Annotated in this window: 22 protein-coding genes; 17 read left to right on the top strand and 5 right to left on the bottom strand. The window is 42.7% G+C overall.

Annotated elements, in window-relative coordinates; genetic code table 11:
- Positions 1–29 precede the first annotated feature (29 nt).
- From gspE to BIW53_RS00425, 11 genes are all read left to right on the top strand, one after another.
- Positions 30–1,541 (top strand): type II secretion system ATPase GspE, encoded by a 1,512-nt coding sequence (gspE, locus tag BIW53_RS00475; RefSeq protein ID WP_245699321.1) that lies wholly within the window; start codon positions 30–32, stop codon positions 1,539–1,541.
- Between the two features lie 2 nt (positions 1,542–1,543).
- A complete protein-coding gene (gene gspF / locus BIW53_RS00470) occupies positions 1,544–2,773 on the top strand; it encodes a type II secretion system inner membrane protein GspF (RefSeq protein ID WP_070989580.1) in 1,230 nt (409 codons plus the stop codon).
- A 67-nt stretch (positions 2,774–2,840) separates the two neighbouring features.
- The gene (gene gspG, locus BIW53_RS00465; RefSeq protein WP_070989578.1) at positions 2,841–3,266 is read left to right on the top strand and encodes a type II secretion system major pseudopilin GspG; all 426 of its coding nucleotides are present in this window, start codon (positions 2,841–2,843) and stop codon (positions 3,264–3,266) included.
- Positions 3,267–3,272: 6 nt separating this feature from the next.
- Complete coding sequence (locus BIW53_RS00460; protein WP_070989576.1) at positions 3,273–3,869, top strand: prepilin-type N-terminal cleavage/methylation domain-containing protein; 597 nt, start codon at positions 3,273–3,275, stop codon at positions 3,867–3,869.
- A complete protein-coding gene (gspI, locus tag BIW53_RS00455) occupies positions 3,866–4,276 on the top strand; it encodes a type II secretion system minor pseudopilin GspI (RefSeq protein ID WP_070989574.1) in 411 nt (136 codons plus the stop codon). Before BIW53_RS00460 ends, gspI begins: the two co-directional genes overlap by 4 nt.
- Complete coding sequence (gene gspJ, locus BIW53_RS00450; protein ID WP_070989656.1) at positions 4,276–4,977, top strand: type II secretion system minor pseudopilin GspJ; 702 nt, start codon at positions 4,276–4,278, stop codon at positions 4,975–4,977. The genes gspI and gspJ overlap by 1 nt, the downstream gene beginning before the upstream one ends.
- On the top strand, positions 4,974–5,954 hold the full coding sequence (gspK, locus tag BIW53_RS00445) for a type II secretion system minor pseudopilin GspK (protein WP_070989572.1): 981 nt from the start codon (positions 4,974–4,976) through the stop codon (positions 5,952–5,954). The genes gspJ and gspK overlap by 4 nt, the downstream gene beginning before the upstream one ends.
- Positions 5,951–7,159: a type II secretion system protein GspL gene (gene gspL, locus BIW53_RS00440; RefSeq protein ID WP_070989570.1), complete on the top strand. Its 1,209-nt coding sequence runs from the start codon at positions 5,951–5,953 to the stop codon at positions 7,157–7,159. Before gspK ends, gspL begins: the two co-directional genes overlap by 4 nt.
- The gene (gene gspM / locus BIW53_RS00435) at positions 7,156–7,632 is read left to right on the top strand and encodes a type II secretion system protein GspM (protein ID WP_070989568.1); all 477 of its coding nucleotides are present in this window, start codon (positions 7,156–7,158) and stop codon (positions 7,630–7,632) included. Before gspL ends, gspM begins: the two co-directional genes overlap by 4 nt.
- A gap of 2 nt (positions 7,633–7,634) precedes the next feature.
- Positions 7,635–8,393 carry a type II secretion system protein N gene (locus BIW53_RS00430; protein ID WP_070989566.1) on the top strand — a complete coding sequence of 253 codons (759 nt, stop codon included), beginning with the start codon at positions 7,635–7,637 and terminating at the stop codon, positions 8,391–8,393.
- An 8-nt stretch (positions 8,394–8,401) separates the two neighbouring features.
- A complete protein-coding gene (locus BIW53_RS00425; RefSeq protein ID WP_070989564.1) occupies positions 8,402–8,989 on the top strand; it encodes a UPF0149 family protein in 588 nt (195 codons plus the stop codon).
- Here BIW53_RS00425 and BIW53_RS00420 read toward each other — a convergent pair.
- Both BIW53_RS00420 and BIW53_RS00415 read right to left on the bottom strand, forming a co-directional pair.
- Positions 8,986–9,189, bottom strand: coding sequence for a hypothetical protein (locus BIW53_RS00420; protein WP_070989562.1), 204 nt, complete (start codon positions 9,187–9,189; stop codon positions 8,986–8,988). The genes BIW53_RS00425 and BIW53_RS00420 overlap by 4 nt on opposite strands.
- Entirely contained in the window at positions 9,189–9,548 is a 360-nt protein-coding gene (locus tag BIW53_RS00415) for a hypothetical protein (RefSeq protein WP_070989654.1), read from the bottom strand. Before BIW53_RS00415 ends, BIW53_RS00420 begins: the two co-directional genes overlap by 1 nt.
- A 261-nt stretch (positions 9,549–9,809) precedes the next feature.
- Here BIW53_RS00415 and ccoG point away from each other — a divergent pair, with 261 nt between their 5' ends.
- The 4 genes from ccoG (at position 9,810) to BIW53_RS00395 (ending at position 13,573) form a co-directional block, all read left to right on the top strand.
- Positions 9,810–11,237 carry a cytochrome c oxidase accessory protein CcoG gene (gene ccoG, locus BIW53_RS00410; protein ID WP_070989560.1) on the top strand — a complete coding sequence of 476 codons (1,428 nt, stop codon included), beginning with the start codon at positions 9,810–9,812 and terminating at the stop codon, positions 11,235–11,237.
- 65 nt (positions 11,238–11,302) lie between these two features.
- Positions 11,303–12,277, top strand: coding sequence for a serine/threonine protein kinase (locus BIW53_RS00405; RefSeq protein WP_070989558.1), 975 nt, complete (start codon positions 11,303–11,305; stop codon positions 12,275–12,277).
- Positions 12,278–12,295: 18 nt separating this feature from the next.
- Complete coding sequence (locus tag BIW53_RS00400) at positions 12,296–12,928, top strand: thiol:disulfide interchange protein DsbA/DsbL (protein ID WP_070989556.1); 633 nt, start codon at positions 12,296–12,298, stop codon at positions 12,926–12,928.
- A gap of 15 nt (positions 12,929–12,943) precedes the next feature.
- A complete protein-coding gene (locus BIW53_RS00395) occupies positions 12,944–13,573 on the top strand; it encodes a thiol:disulfide interchange protein DsbA/DsbL (RefSeq protein WP_070989554.1) in 630 nt (209 codons plus the stop codon).
- 54 nt (positions 13,574–13,627) lie between these two features.
- Here the strand turns inward: BIW53_RS00395 and BIW53_RS00390 are convergent, their stop codons facing one another.
- Both BIW53_RS00390 and trmA read right to left on the bottom strand, forming a co-directional pair.
- Positions 13,628–14,716 carry an RNA polymerase sigma factor gene (locus BIW53_RS00390; RefSeq protein WP_070989552.1) on the bottom strand — a complete coding sequence of 363 codons (1,089 nt, stop codon included), beginning with the start codon at positions 14,714–14,716 and terminating at the stop codon, positions 13,628–13,630.
- Between the two features lie 228 nt (positions 14,717–14,944).
- Complete coding sequence (gene trmA, locus BIW53_RS00385) at positions 14,945–16,042, bottom strand: tRNA (uridine(54)-C5)-methyltransferase TrmA (protein ID WP_070989550.1); 1,098 nt, start codon at positions 16,040–16,042, stop codon at positions 14,945–14,947.
- Between the two features lie 187 nt (positions 16,043–16,229).
- Between trmA and BIW53_RS00380 the strand changes: the two genes are divergently transcribed.
- Together BIW53_RS00380 and murI are read left to right on the top strand one after the other, a co-directional pair.
- Positions 16,230–17,324: a DUF5610 domain-containing protein gene (locus tag BIW53_RS00380; protein WP_070989549.1), complete on the top strand. Its 1,095-nt coding sequence runs from the start codon at positions 16,230–16,232 to the stop codon at positions 17,322–17,324.
- Between the two features lie 69 nt (positions 17,325–17,393).
- On the top strand, positions 17,394–18,170 hold the full coding sequence (gene murI / locus BIW53_RS00375) for a glutamate racemase (RefSeq protein ID WP_070989546.1): 777 nt from the start codon (positions 17,394–17,396) through the stop codon (positions 18,168–18,170).
- Here the strand turns inward: murI and BIW53_RS00370 are convergent.
- The gene (locus BIW53_RS00370; RefSeq protein ID WP_070989544.1) at positions 18,160–18,630 is read right to left on the bottom strand and encodes an RNA recognition motif domain-containing protein; all 471 of its coding nucleotides are present in this window, start codon (positions 18,628–18,630) and stop codon (positions 18,160–18,162) included. The two genes, murI and BIW53_RS00370, sit on opposite strands and share 11 nt — an antisense overlap.
- Positions 18,631–18,903 lie beyond the last annotated feature (273 nt).

Here is an 18,903-nt window from a genome sequence, read left to right as displayed (position 1 = left end):
TGCCTATTAGCGAGTTATCTACGCAAGAGATGCCAGCTGACGTGCTCGAACAATCAGAGCATGTGGCGCATTCACCGTTGCGACTGCCATTTGCGTATGCACGTCGAGAAGGAATGTTAATGAGTAAACAACCAAATGGCTTGGTTGTTTACTATCGTGGCGAATTAGATGTTGAAGTTTTATTGGAAGTACGCCGCGTCGCGGGTGAAGCATTTACTCTTGAGCACTTAGATGACGATAAATTTGAGCTGTTGCTTGAAGCTTCATATCAAAGAGATAGCTCAGAAACCCAACAAATGATGGAAGATATTGGTAATGAGGTTGATTTATTCTCATTGGCCGAAGAGCTTCCACAAACCGAAGACTTGTTGGCCGCGGATGATGACGCGCCAATCATTAAGCTTATCAACGCCATGCTAAGTGAAGCTATCAAAGAAGGGGCTTCGGATATTCATATCGAAACCTTCGAGCAGTCTTTGGTGATCCGCTTCCGTGTGGACGGTGTACTAAAAGAGGTGCTTAAACCTAACCGCAAACTGGCCTCTCTATTGGTATCACGTATCAAGGTTATGGCCAAACTGGATATCGCTGAAAAGCGTATTCCACAAGACGGCCGTATTAGTTTGCGTATCGCAGGACGTGCGGTCGATGTGCGTGTATCAACCATGCCATCAAGCTTTGGTGAGCGTGTGGTACTGCGTTTACTTGATAAGAACAATGCCCGTTTAAACCTTGAAGACTTAGGCATGACTGAGCGCAATCGTGATTTGTTTGCCGATATTATCAGTAAGCCCCATGGTATTATTCTAGTAACCGGTCCAACGGGTTCGGGTAAGAGTACCACTTTGTATGCGGGTATGAGCCAGATCAACTCAAAAGATCGCAACATTCTAACCGTTGAAGATCCTATCGAATACGAGATCCCTGGGATTGGTCAAACTCAGGTGAACACTAAAGTGGATATGACGTTTGCCCGAGGCTTGCGTGCGATCCTACGTCAAGACCCTGATGTGGTGATGGTGGGTGAGATCCGAGATTTAGAAACTGGGCAAATTGCTGTACAGGCTTCACTGACGGGGCACTTAGTTATGTCTACGTTACACACCAACACAGCAGCGGGTGCTATCACCCGTATGGAAGATATGGGTGTTGAACCTTTCTTACTGTCATCTTCGCTATTGGGTGTATTATCTCAACGATTGGTAAGAACGTTATGCCCAAATTGTAAAGAAGCACATCAAGCAGACGAGCGTGAGTGTGAACTACTAGGTGTACCGCATGGTGAAAATGCCATGATTTATCGTGCCGTAGGATGTGAAGAATGTAATTTCAATGGTTACAAAGGTCGTACTGGTATTCATGAATTATTGGTTGTCGATGAAACAATTCGTGAGCTTATTCACAGCGGTAAAGGTGAGCAGGCTGTAGAAAAGTACATTCGTAAAAACAGCCCAAGTATCCGCCAAGATGGTTTAGCTCGCGTACTTAAGGGCCAAACAACGCTGGAAGAAGTATTACGTGTAACGCGTGAGGAAGGTTAGTTATGGCGGCGTTTGAGTATCGTGCCTTAGATGGAAAAGGCAAAGATAAATCAGGGATCTTAGAGGCTGATACTGCCAAGCAAGTCAGGCAAATGCTGCGTGAAAAAGGGATGATGCCACTAGAAGTGTCGCCAGCCGCTGAGCGAGATAAACAGCAAAGTGGTGGCGGTGGGTTCACGCTATTCCAAGGTTACAAACCTTCGGTGGCCGACCTTGCTCTAATTACCCGTCAGCTGGCAACATTGATCCAATCTTCTTTACCTGTTGAAGCTGCGGTTATGGCTGTAGCTGAGCAATGTGAAAAGCCAAGACTTAAGCGGATGCTGATGTCGGTACGCTCAAAGGTCGTAGAAGGCTATACCCTAGCCGACGGCATGTCTGAGTTTCCACATGTTTTCGATAATTTGTATCGCTCAATGGTTGCCGCGGGTGAAAAATCTGGGCACCTAGATGAGGTACTGAACCGTCTTGCCGATTATACCGAGCAGCGCCAGCATATGCGCAGCCAAATCACGCAAGCCATGGTATACCCCACCATTTTGGTGATATTTGCAATTGCTATTGTATCGGTTTTACTAGGTACGGTTGTACCAAAGATATTGAAAACATTTGAAAAATCAAAGCAGGTTTTGCCTTGGACTACAGAGTGGGTGATGGCTGCTAGTAATTTCGTACAGAGTTACTGGCTTGTTAGTCTTGTGGTCATAATTGGCAGCGCGGTGGCATTTAAACGCGCGTTACAGCAGCCAAAGTTTCGCTTTTGGTATGACAGCAAAATGCTGATGCTACCGGGAATTGGTAAAGTGAGCCGGGGTATTAATACTGCCCGATTCGCACGAACGCTGAGTATTTTGTCATCTAGTTCAGTGCCGTTGCTTGAAGGGATGAAAATCTCGGGGCAAGTGTTGGAGAATGAAAAAATTAAGGCAGCGGTTGCGGAGGCTGCGACACGTGTTAGTGAAGGCGCCAGCTTACGTGCTGCGTTGCAACAAACTAAGTTGTTTCCGCCTATGATGCTGCACATGATAGCCAGTGGTGAGAAATCGGGTGAATTAGAGCAAATGCTGGAACGCGCAGCCAATAACCAAGACCGTGAATTCGAAAGCATGGTTAATGTGTCGTTAAAGTTACTGGAACCCGCTATGATAGCCAGCATGGCAGTGATCGTACTGTTCATTGTAATGGCAATATTGCAGCCAATAATGGCAATGAATAAAGCAGTGGGCTTATAGCCCAAAGCAAACAATTTGGCATGTGCATCGCATGCTGCACAGAGTTTAACTTTTGAGGGAAAATATCGTGAAGAAGCAAGCAGGTTTTTCATTACTAGAAGTAATGGTAGTACTGGTTATCATTGGTATGATCATGTCTATCGTGGCACCAAATATCATGGGCCAACAAGAAGAAGCAGCTTTGGATAAAGCTAAGTTAGATATTCAGCAATTGGAAGATGCAATGAATATGTACAAGCTAAAAAACAAGGCTTTTCCAACCACAGAACAAGGCTTAGAAGCGCTGGTAACACAGACCACGATTGATCCCGTACCTAAACGTTTTCCAGATGGTGGTTTTATCTCTAAATTACCTGAAGATCCATGGGGCAATCCTTATCAGCTAGTCAGCCCTGGAGAAATGGGGAAAGTAGACATCTTCTCTATGGGTCCAGACGGTGAAGTTGGAACCGATGATGACATTGGTAACTGGGATGAAGAAGAACAGCGCTAAGCCCCTATGAAGCCTTTATCACGTTCATACTCCAGCACGACTCAACCACGAGGATTCAGCTTAATTGAAATCCTTGTGGTAATTGTGATCATCGCGTTTGCCACCAAGATGGTGACATACAGCTTTGGCGGTGATATCGAGGAAGAGTTGGAAAAGCAGGCTTTACGGACCCATAGCGTGATAAATATGGCATCTGAGTTTGCGGTATTAAATCAGGTTGAACTGGGCTTTCATCTTGATAAGAATGTACTCGAGATGCTGGTATTTGATGGCGATAAATGGGCAACGTTTGAAGCCGAAGAGTTATACAAGCCAATTGAATTTGGTGAAGAATATCGGGTTGCTCTGAACATAGAAGATCTATCTTGGTCGCAGGATAATTTACTTGAGCAGGCAAACTGGCGTGAATTAATGGGGACCAGCGATGATGAGAGTTTACTGGAACTAAAAAAACTCAAAGTACCCCAAGTATTGATACTGTCGTCAGGCGAAGTGAGCGCGTTTCAGTTAACTGTTGAGTTAGCACAGCAAAGCGAGCCTGTTTATTTCATCGAAGGTGAGTTTATGGCGCCGGTGAAGCTTCGCAAGGAACCCGAAGAATGATACGTGTAATAGGCTTGGCAAGAAGCGTTGTAGGTAATACAGCCAAAGGCTTCACCTTACTAGAGGTGATGGTCGCAATGAGTATATGCGCGATGGCTGGTATCGCGGCTATGCAGGCGACGGGTGAGCACATTACTCATATCTCTGCATTGGAGGAACAAACGTATGCTTCTTGGGTTGCGGAGAATAAGCTGGTAGAAATGCGCGCTGGAGGCAGTGACTGGAAAGGCAAAAACGGCCTTAAGGGCGAAGAAGAGTTAGCCGAACGAGTCTGGTATTGGCAGCAAAAAGTGACAGCAACAGCAGATCCTAGTTTTGTGAAAGTCAACATAGAAATATTTAGCGACGAAGATCTTAAGCATTCCGTGTATGACCTGACAACCTTTATGCTCAAGGACAAATCATGATGCGCCAGCGCGGTTTTACGTTACTTGAAGTAATGGTTGCACTGGGAATATTGGCTTTTGTGGTGATGGGGACACATCAGATCCTAGATTCAACCATTAAAGCAAAAGAAGCATCAGAAGAAACTATTACAGAGTTGGAGTCTTTACAAACAACGTTTCGTTTGATGGATCAAGATTTTAGTCAGATGACGAAGCGAGAAGTGCGCAATGAGTCTGGAGATCTTAATCCAAGCTATGTGTTACATGGGCGTTTTGAATTACAGAGCCAGTTTGATGGCATTGCTTTTGTTCGTGATGGCTGGACTAACCCCATTAGTCTCTTACCTCGTTCAGAATTACAGGCGGTTGGTTACCGAGTAATAGATGACAAGTTAGAGCGTATTTACCGCGTGTATGTTGATGCATTAGATGGCGCAGAACCGCGCTCACAAGTTGTGATAGAAAATGTTGAGGAGCTCAAATTTGAGTTTCTTGATGATAAGCAAAAATGGCAGGAAGACTGGAATAAAAAGGCTTTGCCACTGGCAGTCGCAGTCACTTTGCAACTCAAAGATACCGCCCCTATCAGACGCCTGTTCTTAACTCCTGGTAATGGTAAAGAACAACAAGCACCCAGCAGCAGCAGTACTGGCACGGGACGTGATCAACAAGGGGTAGAGGACAAGCCTCAGGATGATCGGGATAGAGGGAGCAGAAGATGAGGCAACAGCGTGGCGCAGCGCTTATTATCGTTCTGTTCATTGTCGCACTGGCGGCGACTGTGGCGGCGGAAATGGCGGCCAATTTAATGGTACAAGTACAAAGGTCACAGAATATACAAACCCATCAGCAAGCTAAATGGTATAGCTATGGCGCCGAAGAACTCGTGAAGAAAGTTCTGCTTGAAAGTAAAAAAGATGACCCAGAAAAGGTGCATCTAGGTCAACCTTGGGCACTGAGTGAGGTTCCATATCCCGTTGATCACGGCACTTTAAGCGGTGAAGTGAGTGACTTACAAGCTTGTTTAAATTTGAATGCGTTACGTGCGCCAAAGAAGCAAGGTGCTTCAAGTACCGACACGAACCCTGCGCATAAAGCGCTGTTGTCATTATTGACAAATATTGAAGATTTGCCGCTGGATGAAAGCGAAGAAGCGCTGGCGGATAGCGTTTACGACTGGTTGGATGAAGACAGTATCACCTTTCGCTCAGGTGCGGAGGAAGATGAATATATGTCACGTACTACCCCTTATTTGAGTGCTAATAACCTACTTGCGTCAGAGTCTGAGTTACGGGTAATTAAGGGCTTCAACCCGCTGGTTATGGAGAAAATCAAGCCTTATGTGTGTGTGATCCCTGGAAATACGGAGCTTAAGGTTAACGTCAACACAGTAAAACCAGAACAAGCCCTGTTGCTCAGTGCCTTGTTAGAAGGCTTAAGTTCATCGGGTGCTGAAGCGATTATTTCAGCCCGTCCAGAAAAGGGTTTTGATAGTGTTGAAGAGTTTTTCACCGAGGCGAGAAACCAAGGTGCTCAAATAGATAAAGCAAGTGAAGAATTATTTACCATAGATAGTAATTATTTTAAGTTACGCGCAAAAGCATTGTTTGATGACAGGCGCTTTTCAATGACCTCAATTATTCAAATAAATCAAGGTCAAGCAACCATACTGGCGCGAAAATTTGGAGGCGTACAGTGACAGAAAAATTAGTGATCCGAACGGGTCAGTCACATAAAAACCCAATACATTGGTTGATTTTCTCATCAATAGATGAGCAAATTATTGCCAGTGGAGAATTAGAAAGCGCAGAGCAGCTGCCTCAGTTAGCTGAGAAGGCTGTGAATCGAGAAGTGACGCTCCTGTTGAGCGCATCTCAAGTGCAATTAAAGAATGTACCATTGCCCGCAAAATGGAATCGCAAATTAGAGCAGGCTTTGCCTTTTATGTTAGAAGAACAAGTCGCTTGTGATATTGATGAACTGTTTATTGCGACTGGCCAGCCGGTATTACAAGGCGAACAACACAGTATTGAAGTAGCAATTTGCAATAAGAACTGGCTAGAAGAATGGCTGACACTATTCAAAGAGCATGATATTGAACCTGCTCGAGTGCTGCCTGATGCATTGCTATTACCAGAACAGCAAGAAAAAGAGCTTTCAATGATTGAGCTCGGTCAGCAGTGGTTATGTCGTTTTGGACAATGGCATATCAGTGCTATCGAAAAAACTTGGGGTGCTGATTATCTCTATGCATTACAACCGAGCAAAATAGTGCATTACAGCCCCGCAGATGGATTGCCTGAGGTTGCACCAAAAGAGGCTAAAGAAGCAGAGTATGATTTGCCATTAGCACTGTTTGCAAAACAGTTGGATAAAGTTTCATTTAACTTGAGACAAGGCGTGTTTGCTACGAAGAAAAAGCAGCCGCAATGGTGGAAAGATTGGCGTAGTGGTTTGCTTGCTGCAGGCATTGCGGTAGGTTGCTTTGTTGTTGTGAAGGGCACTCAGTTGGTTATGCTACAAAAACAGGCTGACGAATATAAAGCGCAGGCGGTAGCAACTTATCAACAAGCCTTTCCAGGGAAAGTCGTTCGTCCACATCTATTGAAAAATCAGATTAAGAGTGAGCTGGATAAGTTAAGTGGTACTGAGCATGGTGGCTTTTTGGAGCTAACTAACCATCTTGTGGCGGTATACAGCGAAGTGGAAAACTTTACGCCTGAAACATTGCGTTATGACCGTCGTCGCAATGAGCTTAGGATCCGTGCAAGAGCTGATGGTTTCCAAGTTTTTGGTCAAGTGAAAGCAATTCTTGAACAAAGAGGCTTGGATGTACAACAAGGTTCACTAAATAACGATGGCGATGTGGTGATCGGCGAGATCCGACTAAGAGGTGATGCATGAAGCAGCAGGCATTAAAATACTGGCAGTCGCTTAAGGATCAAGAGCAGAAGTTACTGATTGTTGCAGCGGTTATCTTTGCCATTTTCGTGTTGGTAATGGGGATTTTCAGGCCATTAAGTGCCGCGGTAGAGGATGCTGAGCGTGATAAGCTGCGTCAGCAAGAGCTTGCTGCATGGGTTAGCAGTAGTATGGATAAGCTGAAAAGCAGCGCTCCCGGTGCTAAACCCATGCAAGCTGGCAATCTATCAGCTTTGGTGAATCGCACTCGGAATCAATATCAGATTAATATTAGTAAAATGCAACCCAGTGATCAGGCTCTTAGATTGACCATTGACTCTGTAGAGTTCAATAAGTTGATCGCTTGGTTGGATGAATTGAGCAATAAATATGGTGTAAAAATTGATAGTCTCGATCTGGCACAAGATAGTTCACCAGGATATGTGCGCGTTAGCCGCTTGTTGTTAGAGAATTAGATATGAAAAAAACAGTTAGTTTAGTACTCATTTTTATCGTCGCTTTTAGCCTATTTACTTTGTATAACATGCCGGCGTCAGTTGCTTTGCAGTTAGCGAATAAGCAAATCCCACCAAGCTTACAGATAGGTGCTGTAACGGGCACTTTGTGGCAGGGGCAAATGAGCGAAGTAAGAGTTAGTAACGTGCAATTGAACAATGTACGCTGGCGTATTGATGCACCAGCTTTGCTCAAGGGAGATATGCAAGGTAATGTTCGCTTTGGCAATGCACGTGACAAGTCAGAAATATCAGGCATGGGAGATTTCACTTTAGGGTTATTTGATCACTCAGTGAGCTTGTCTGATGCGTCTATTCGCTTTAGTGTTGAACAGGCTATATCGCAGGTTACTCTGCCCCTACCTGTTAATGCCAAGGGGCGAGTATTGCTCGACATCGATCAGTATCAAAGTGGAATGCCTTATTGTGAGTCTCTAAAAGGTGAGATCAGCAGCCCAGGTATTACGGTTGAAGGACTGACGGGGTGGTTTGATATTGGCCAATTAGCTGGTGACTTGAGCTGTAAGTCAGGAGATATCTCGGTACTCGTAGACCCTGAAAACCGCTTAGGTTTGCAAGCTGACGCGGTATTGGCTGAGAATTTTCAATTTCGTGTAGCTGGTAATATCAAGCCTGATGCGTCACTGCCAAAAGAAGTGCATGATGCGGTTAAGTTTCTCGGTCGTCCAGATGCCGATGGACGTTATCCGGTTAATTTATAAAGTTAATTATGCTTGATTTTAGTTTTACACCCGAACATGAGAAATTGCTAGCAAACTATTTAGCTTCGCGCAGCGAAGCAATGTCGCTTACGATGACTCAAGGGTACTTGTTCGCTTTGATCTGTGGTCCAAATGCGGTTGATGTAGAGCAATGGTTACATGATGTAAGCGCAGCCGATGATAAGATAGATGAGTCTGTGGTATTTGCGTTTATGGCTTTACATCATCACATTAGTGAGCAAGTTTTTGCAGGTCACTATCAATTACCATGGACAGCGCTCAGTGATTACCAGCAGCGTCATCAGTGGAGTATCGGGTTTATAACAGGGGCGCAACCTTATTTTGACGCTCTTCTCGTGGCGGATGCTCTAAGCTGTGAACTTAAAGAAGCGTTGCAAGTTGCAACCGAGCAACTTGCTTTTTTCTCGTTGTCACAGTCTCAGGTAAGTGATTATTGTGATCAGCTTAATTGCGACGAAGTCGAGTTTCTTGCTCAACAAAGCAATCTCGCCTGTGAGTTTGCAAAAGGCTATGCGCAGCTAATAGAAGTAGTTGCTGTGGCGAGTGGGTTGTACGATGATGAAGACGCTTTCTAAGCGATTTCTAGTTCGATGAGTGTACAACCCTTGTCACAACATACTTGGCCTTTTTGCGCGGCATCAACAGCTAAATTAAGCTTTAGCGGTTTTTGACACTGCTCACACAAAATTGTTTGTCCGGCACTGAGTTTTTTAAGTAGCTGTTTCTGTTTGTTAAATGAAGCAGCGCGTTGCTTATTTAGTTGGCTGAAATCCATTATAAAGTTCCTGTTTTTCCCATAGCGCTCTGTACAATATCACAAATACTTTCAAGCTTGTCTGTGAAAAAATATAAGCTCATTTCTCTTTCTAAACAATATTGTTTAAAAAATTGTCTCATAGCTGTGTCATCGGCCAATTGTTCATCTAAATGCTCTGTTTGCTCTTCATTAAGCGAGAGTTGTGCATCTATATTTGCACGGGCAATGGAGGCCGCACTTGGGCGTTGTACTTTAGTTGATTTACTTAATACTGAGATCAAATCTGTAATTAATTGTTCTCTGGGTTGTTTTATTAGTTCGATGTCTGTTGTACATAGTGCGACAATAACCAATACAAATATTAGAAACTTTTTCATAATCGCAGCAACTTTGATCTCATTAAATACAATGTCGCTTGGAGTGTAATAAAATAGCGCAGTGAAAAGCAAGTCTGAAAGGCCTTTGGTGTAACGAGCGGCTTTTGTGGTCAAAAATCTCTAGAACAGCTTGTCGTTTTATGAACTAAATGTGGCATTTGTTGGTATCAATCAACTAACAAGCTTGCGTATAATACCCTTATTCTGGTTGAGGTTACTTGTAGCAAGTACCTGTCGATCATAGCGGCCTAAGGAGCTTCGATGGACAAACAAATTAAAGTCAAAAATATTCCTTCAGAGGTAAAAATCCAACCACCTGATCAGTTGCAGCCGGACAGGTTTAACCCGCGTAATCGAATATACGTGCGTGCGGTCCAAGGATTACACCAATTGTTACGAAAGCGCATTGGTTTCGTCGGCATGTTAGCGTTTATGTTGTTGCCTTGGCTCAGTTTTAATGGTCAGCAAGCGGTACTTTTTGACTTGTTCGAGCAGAGATTTAATATTTTCGGGCTGACATTGTTACCGCAAGATTTGACCATTTTGGCATTTATTTTAATGATTGCTGCCTTTGCCTTGTTTTTAGTCACTACCTTTTATGGGCGAGTTTGGTGCGGTTATACCTGCCCACAAACGGTTTGGACTTTTATTTTTATTTGGTTTGAAGAAAAGTTTGAAGGCTCGGCTAATCAGCGCAAAAAGCTTGATCAGCGCGCCATGGACTTTGATAAGTTTTGGCGTAAAACTGCAAAGCACAGTAGCTGGATGTTGTTTTCTTTATACACCGCTATCACTTTTGTAGGGTATTTCACTCCAATCCGCGAACTATTGCCTGATCTTCTCACCTTTTCTGCTAGTGGCTATGCAACAGTGAGTATTCTTGTTTTTGCTGTGTGTACATACGGCAATGCGGGGTGGATGCGAGAAATCATGTGTTTGCATATTTGTCCATATTCACGCTTTCAGTCAGCCATGTTTGATAAAGACACTTTTACTGTGAGTTATGATGCTAAACGTGGTGAAGAGCGAGGCCCTCGCTCGCGCAAACAGGACCGTAGCGAACTCGAGTTGGGTGATTGTATCGACTGTAATTTGTGTGTGCAGGTTTGTCCGACAGGTATCGATATTCGCAATGGTTTGCAATATGAATGTATCAACTGTGGTGCGTGCATTGACGCGTGTGACGGTGTGATGGACAAAATGAATTATCCACGAGGACTTATCTCCTATACGACTGAGCGTAACCTTGAGGCATCGGCTGAAAAAACGAAACCAATTCGTGGTAAATTAGTTGGTTATGTGTGTATTTTACTGGTGCTGTCTGGCGCATTGGTTGCCAACGTTGCGATGCGAAAGCCAATGGAGTTGGATATTATTCGTGATAGAAACCAGCTTTATCGGGTCAACTTCGAAGGGTTAGTTGAGAATACTTATACCCTCAAGGTGCTTAACAAGGCGCAACAGGCACAGACATTTCATATTGAAGTACTTGGTCTAACAAAGTTTGAGTATCTAGGTAAGCAGCAAGTAACCGTTGAAGCTGGTCACTCATTAGATGTGCCGCTGTCTTTAATCATTGACCCTTATGACCTAAAAAAACCGGTAACAGAATTTGAATTTGCAATTTATCCGATAGATAAGCCGCAATCTAGGATCACACAAGCGACAAACTTTTTTAAAGGTAAATAGTCCAGTACACTAAGGTCCATTACTTAAAAGCGGGTTCTCCCGCTTTTTTTATAACAGAGAGATTTATGAGCGAATTCAGCTTTGCTAATTTAACACCCGACTTTATTTTAGACGCGATAGAGAGTATTTCGATATATCCCGAGTCTGGTTTGTTGGCTTTGAACAGTTACGAGAATCGAGTGTATCAGTTTATAGCTGAAGACAATTTCCGATATGTTGTGAAATTTTATCGACCTGGGCGTTGGAGCGATGAGCAAATACTTGAAGAACATCAGTTTGCATTTAGTTTACAAGAAGCTGAAGTGCCCGTTGTTGCACCAATTAAGATAAGTGGTGAAAGTTTATTCCACTATCAGGGCTACCGCTTTGCACTATTTCCTAGTGTAGGTGGGAGACAGTTTGAAATGGACAACCTTGATAGTTTGGAGATATTAGGACGATATATCGGACGCATGCATCGTGTGGCAGGTACCACCTCGTTTACCCACCGGCCAAGTGTTAATTGCCAGGATTATCTGCATAATGCTAAAGCAGCATTGGTTAAAAGTGAGATGGTGCCAATGCATCTGGAAACTCCATTCATGACGATTCTGGAGCAACTGATCACAAAAACAGAGCAAGAATATCATCAAGTTGATCAGATCCGTTTGCATGGAGACTGTCATGCTGGCAATATTCTGTGGGCCGGTGATAGCTTAATGCTTGTTGATTTAGATGATTGTCGACAGGGGCCTATGATCCAAGACTTATGGATGATGTTAAATGGCGATAGGCAGGAGCAGGTGATACAGCTTGATACTTTACTGTCAGGTTATGAAGAGTTTAATTCGTTCGAGCAGCGGCAGCTTAGTTTAATTGAGCCGCTGCGTGCGATGCGTATGGTTCATTACATGGGGTGGTTGGCAACGCGGTGGCAAGATCCTGCTTTTCCACGGAACTTTTCGTGGTTTGCAACTGACAAATACTGGGAACAACAGATTCTGGCACTGAAAGAACAGTTCGCGACATTACATGAGCCTGCGCTTAGATTAATTCCATAGAAAAATTGAGAGATATCCATGTTTAAAACGATAAAACAATCATTATTGATAATGTGTCTTCCTTTACTGGCGTTTGCTGTCAATGCAGCCGACTTCTCTGATGGTAAGCACTATCAAACGATAGAGAATAAAAAAAGTGAAACACCGAAAGTCACAGAGTTTTTCTCTTTTTACTGCCCACATTGTTACCAGTTTGAGCCAGTAGCATTATCACTAGAGGCAAGTTTGCCAGAAGGTGCTGAGTTTGAAAAAAGTCATGTAAACTTTTTAGGCGGTGCATCTGCACAGGTGCAAAGCAATCTAAGCTATGCATACATCATTGCAAAGCAAGCAGGTAAAGAAAAAGAAGTTGCCGCGCAGATCTTTGAAAGTATTCATATGAAAAAGGCTGACTTACATGATATTAAAGATGTAAAGCAGTTGCTTGCACTTAATGGGATCAGCGAGAAGCAGTTTGATGACAGCCTAAGCAGCATGTTGGTGATAGCACAAGAGAAACAGATGCAGGATCAGCAAGAATTGTTTAGTAAGCTAGGCGCATTAAAAGGTGTTCCTACCTTTATTGTTAATGATAAATACAAAGTTAACATGAAAGAAATTAAAAGCCAGGCTGAGCTGGAAGAGTTAGTTAAGTATCTGCTACAAAAATAAGAATCGGAGAATTTTATGTTGAAGTTAGTGAAGGCAGCATTAGTTGCCCTGATGTTGCCAATGCTTGCCAATGCGGCACAGTACGAAGAAGGTGTACATTATAAAGTGGTGTCTGAAAGAGGCACTAAAAAGCCAGAGGTGACAGAGTACTTTTCTTTCTATTGCCCTGCATGTAATGCGTTTGAACCACTTATAGCACAATTTAAAGCTAAGCTAGACGATGGGGTCAAGTTCAAAAAGAGCCACGTAGATTTCGTGGGTTCTCGTGATCCTGAAATACAAAAAATGATGGCCAATGCATTGGCAACTGCTGAGGTATTGCCACAAAAAGACGCGGTCATCTCAGCGCTGTTCACCCACATTCATACAAAACGTGGGAAGATTAATGAAGTGGCTGATGTAAAAGACATCTTTGTTTCACAAGGTGTGGACGCAGAAAAGTTTGATAAGCTTTATAAGAGCTTCTCTGTGCGCACAAAAGCTTCAAAAATGTCGCGTATGCAAGAGCAAATGCAAGAAAAGGGAGCACTAACAGGGGTGCCTACATTTATCGTTAATGGTAAATATCAACTGTTGTTACGTGAATCGAATACCACAACACCTGAACAGATCAGCGCCTTGATAAATTATCTAGCCGCTAAGTAAATCACGTTCAGTAAATTAAAAAGCCTCACTTCAATACAGTGAGGCTTTTAGCTTTTATAGAAGGCTTGTAAAGCGACCGCTATTAAGCAGGCCATAGAATAAGCCCACTGCGCCAGATATCATTCCTAAAACTAAGCCAGACGCACCCAATATTTGTCCCTTTATGTTTGCCTGATTGTTTTGATACAACAACTGATGAATTTTGTATTGTTTTATGGTTAATGTTATAGCTAAGAACACGTATGCCGTGACGGGGATAAGCCATCCCTGTGTAAGTATGTAGCCCAAAATCATAAGCAGTGAACAAGCAGCAATTGAGATGGAGCTTAGCATGCCAGTTTGTTGAACGGCCTGTTTTGTCTGCTCTTCATGGCATAACGCTGCTGTGCAGCGAGTGGCAATAGCATTGGCCATAAGTGCCAGTAGACCTCCTAAAAAAGCGCCTGAAAAAATAAATGAAGCTTTACTGAACCAGCCAGACTTAATGCCCAGACTTGCTGTAGTAGAGGTTGATGAAGCAGTCAGGCTCGGCAAGCTAGCAGTACTAATCGGGGCTGCTGATAGCAATATTTGCCCATATTTGGCCAGTACTTGCTCTTTTAACATATCTCGAGCTCTTTGCAGACGCTTACGAACCGTTGTGTCTGTGATCCCCAATAAAGTGGCAACGGTTTTACTATTTTGCTCTTCGCGATAGTACAAGATCACGACTTCTGTACTTTCATCAGGTAAGTTGTTTACGAGTGTATGAATGAGGCGTTGCTGCTCTGATTTTAGTAGTGTGAGTTCTTGAGAATATGGATCAGCGACCAGTTCTTGTAATCGTGTTTGCAACTCATCTTCAAAAATATAAGATGAACGCTTATGCTCCCGCATAAAATTCAATGCTGTATTGCGAGTTATTTGCCTAAGCCAAGGTAAAAAGCTGTGGCTACTTTTTAGTGTGGCTAGGTCTTGCCATACTTTTAAAAAAACTTGTTGACTAATATCTTGTGCAGCATCTAAATCTTTAGTCATCGCTAATGCGATGCTATGAACGGCACTTGAAGTATTTTGCATAAGCTCGGCAAAAGCATTTTTGTCACCGCTCTGTGCTTTGTTTACTTGCTCCATCAGTTTAAGCTCGAAACTAGAAACGTTCATTTGTTCTCCTTGTGCTGATGCAAGTAAGTAGTGTGCACAAGTGATACTTTTTTGTCCACATATGCTAAACGGCGCGTCGCCATATTTAAGGAGGAATGTTGGGTTGATATGTGCATTTACCGAAACCTTTGTTTTAAATGTTACTTACAAAGGCACAGGAAAATCAAAAATGTGACAATTTTTTTTTGCAAAGGGAACTTTACGCCCTTTGCAAAAAAGAGTGAGCGACTATTTACGCTCTAAGAATACGCCAGACTCGACATGGTGGGTGTAAGGGAACTGATCAAAAATGGCCATTCGTGATACGCGATGTGTTTCACAAAGTAATTCTAAATCACGTTCTAATGTGTCTGGGTTACATGAGACATAAATAATATTGTCGTAGTTGGCAACTAGTCTGCAAGTCATCTCATCCATCCCTGCTCGGGGAGGATCAACCAAAATGGTTTGGCAGTTATAATCTTGCAGGTTAATGCCATTGAGTCTTGAGAAAGAGCGCTCTCCCTTCATAGCTTGCGTAAATTCTTCACTTGACATACGAAGGATATCAAGGTTCTCAACTTTATTCGCTGCAATATTATATTGTGCTGAGTGCACTGAAGATTTGGATATCTCTGTTGCCAGTACCTTATCAAAGCTTCCAGCTAGTGCGATTGAAAAGTTACCGTTACCGCAATAAAGTTCCAGTAAATCATTTTCTAAGGGAGCACAAATTGACTGCGCCCAAGCAAGCATTTTCTCATTCACCTTAGCATTAGGCTGGGTAAAGCTATTTTCTACCTGCTGATAGGTATATTCTTTGCCATTGACGTTTAAAATTTCTGTGACAAAGTCACTGCCAAAAACGACCTTTTGTTTCCTTGCTCGACCAATAAAATCTATTTTGTACGTCTGTTGTAGTTCTGCGCGCAGCTGTTGCATCGCCTCTTGCCAAGTATCATCTAACGCTTTGTGATACAGCAAGCTCACTAAGATTTCACCGCTTAGCGTAGAGAGGTAATCTATTTGGAATAGCTTGCGACGTAACACCTCGTTATGGCGTAACTTATCCATCATGACTTGCATAAGTTCTGAAATTAATGGCGCGGCAGGGTCAAACTTGTCAACTCGGATCTTTTGTTTGGTCTGCTGATCGAACATGATGTGGAATAGGTCTTCCCCTTCGTGCCACACTCTAAATTCAGCTCTTTGGCGGTACTGTGTGGTTGGCGAATCATATACTTCAAGCGTCGGTGCGTTAAAACGGGCAAATTGCTCGCTGATGCGCTGCTGTTTCTCGTTCAGTTGCTGTGTATAAGTGGAAGTATCGATTTGAATGACAGCCATAATTAGAAAGTACCTTACAAAATAGAGACGCGCTATTTTAGGGAGCGTTGCGGATTTGTCCAGTTTATCGCATAAAAATTGTTTCTTTTTTATACTACATATACTACAGCTTTGCAGATTTTAGCCGATAACTAAGAACGAATAGCTGTAATGACAGCCGGCTGAACGCGATATTTGGAGCCAGAACATGAAAATCGGACAGATACATCAACTACTTAATCCAGGATTGATTAACAAAGCAAATAAACATGGGATGTTACTCCCTAGTGCAAAATTTAATGTAGACAGTTACTCTGGTGACAAGAGTAAGCTGGCAGCAATGGTACTTGACGATAAACTTGCACAGGCATTGGGAATCGAAAAAAAACAAGAGAAAGAAAAACCTCTGTTTGATTTCGAAGCTATTACCAAAAATGTGTTGGATTTCGTTACGGCCGCGGTCAGCAAAGCAAAGGTAAATGGTAAGGATGATGATACCTTGCGTGAGATGCTTGGTGCTGCCCGTAAGGGAGTTCAAATGGGCATCGATGAGGCGACTGAGGAACTTAAAGGCGTTAATGCGTTTAATGATGAAATTGGACAAGGAATAGAAAAAGCCAGAGAAGGTATTTTCAAAGGGCTTGATGAGTTTGAGAAGTCGTTGTTTGATCCCAAGCCAGAATCAGTGCAGGTTAGCGAAGCTCAGTTTGCGAGTCTGTCTAATCAGGCTGAATATAGTTTCACGACTGCAGAAGGTGATGAAGTTAAGATCACGTTTAGTGATGCTCGTTCACAAACTAATGCTGCAAGTTACAGTCAAAAAGGTAATGACCATGGTTTAGCTGTCGGTCAACATACTCAGCACGAAGTGAGCTTCTCTATCGTTATCAATGGTGAATTAAACCAACAAGAGCAGCAAGCAATCAATGAAATGATGAAGGATGTGCGCGATGTAAGTGATAACTTCTTCTCAGGCGCATATGACAACGCTTTTGAAAAGGCAAAAGAACTAAACATAGACAATGATCAGATTGCTAATTTTACGATGGACTTGCGTCAAACAAAAACATCGGCGGCGATTAGCCAGTATCAACAGTCTAATCCCCTCAAAGATTTAGAAAAATCACTACAGCCACTGGATAAGCAGTTGGAGAATATCCACGAACAAGGGAAAAAATTGGGTATTGAGAAACAGTTACCAGATATCATGGCATGGATAAATGAAGGACAAAGTCGTCTAAACGAGTTTATGGATTATATTCAAGGGTTCTTTAACAAACTAAATAGTGATAAAGACAGCTAATAAGTAATTTATTTTTCGTGTTCTCCATGGCACACTGCGACTCAAGTTTATTAGAGGGGTCGCGGTGTTTTGCCACACATTTTGGTCTTTGATTCAGGGGTAGGTGGTACAAGCGTACTTAGCCATATTCAGTCTTTACTTCCCAATGCCCAATATAGCTATGTAATGGACAACGCACTACTCCCTTATGGTTTGCAATCAGAACAAACGATTCAATCTCGCCTTGCATGTTTGATAAAGAGGATTGATTGCTTTGAGCGTAAAGTTGATCTTATCGTTATTGCTTGCAATACAGCCTCTACTCAGGCTCTTGCCGCTACGCGAATGTTGACATCTATACCAATCGTTGGTGTGGTACCTGCGGTTAAACCCGCTGCCGCAAGGAGTAAAAGCAAGCGTATCGCGTTGCTAGCAACGCCTGCTACGTCAAATAATGCATATACTAACGCCTTAATTGCAGAGTATGCCCAAGGGTGTAGAGTTGATTTACACAAATCGACGCGTTTGGTAGCTTTGGCTGAGCAATATTACTGGCAGCAAACATTGGATCTCGATAAGTTAAACCGTGAGCTAGAATACATAAATATCGATAAACAAGTTGATTGTATTGTCTTAGGTTGTACTCATTTCCCAATTCTTAGAGCGCAACTAGCGCAATACTATGGTCAACAGGTTGAGTTGATTGACTCGGGTCATGCGATAGCCCAGAGAGTCCAATTTCTGCTAAAAGATAAAGACCACAATGATCATGATATAAAAATGCCGCTACAATTTTTTGCAACGGCACCCAATGGAATGACCAACAAAGAAGGAATAGCCTCTAAGGCTATCGAACTTAGCTGTTAGTATTTTCTTCTTCGTTATCGAACTGCTTTTGCTTTGCTGCACGTACTTTAAGAGTACGCTGTTGGAATTCCTTATCGTTTAGTTGAGTAATGGCATGATCTGCATCCTTTTCAGCCATTTCGACAAAGCCAAAGCCACGTCGTTTTCCGGTATTTTTATCCTTTAATAGCCTGACGCTAAAAACTTGTCCTTGTTCAGAAAAAAGATCGCGAACAACGCCTTCATTTGCTTTATATGGCAAATTACCAACATAAAGCGTTTTGGTTGCTACTTCGAGTTTGTCATCTTGTGTTTGTTTTGGGCTTGCAAAGATAACGGCTAAGCCACCTATAACAATACCAAGTGCGAATAGTAGTGGTGCGTTGATCTGGATGCTAGAAAATAAAAATTGCATCACGACAAACCCCACAGCGGCGAGTACTGCTGTAATAAGAAAAGACTTTTGGGACGATGATTTCATAATAGAGTTACCAATAAACAGAGGATATACATTAATTTAACAAATAAAGAAGCTATCTTAACTAGATTAATAAACTTCGCAATAATAAAAATAGATATAGCACAGGAAATTGCATTAAAAATAAGCAAAAAATCGTTTTTTTGATAGTTTTGTTCATAAAGTAGGCAGGTGAGTTGTTTTTTGAAAAAAAAGCTTGATCAAAAAAAGGATCGCCCTATAATGCGACCCCACTGACACGGAGCGCTAAGCAACTTAAGCAAATCGAACTGAGTC

This window comes from Pseudoalteromonas byunsanensis, assembly GCF_001854475.1.
In the GTDB taxonomy this organism is placed as follows: Bacteria; Pseudomonadota; Gammaproteobacteria; order Enterobacterales; family Alteromonadaceae; genus Pseudoalteromonas; species Pseudoalteromonas byunsanensis.
This window is presented reverse-complemented; position numbering and strand designations above follow the sequence as displayed.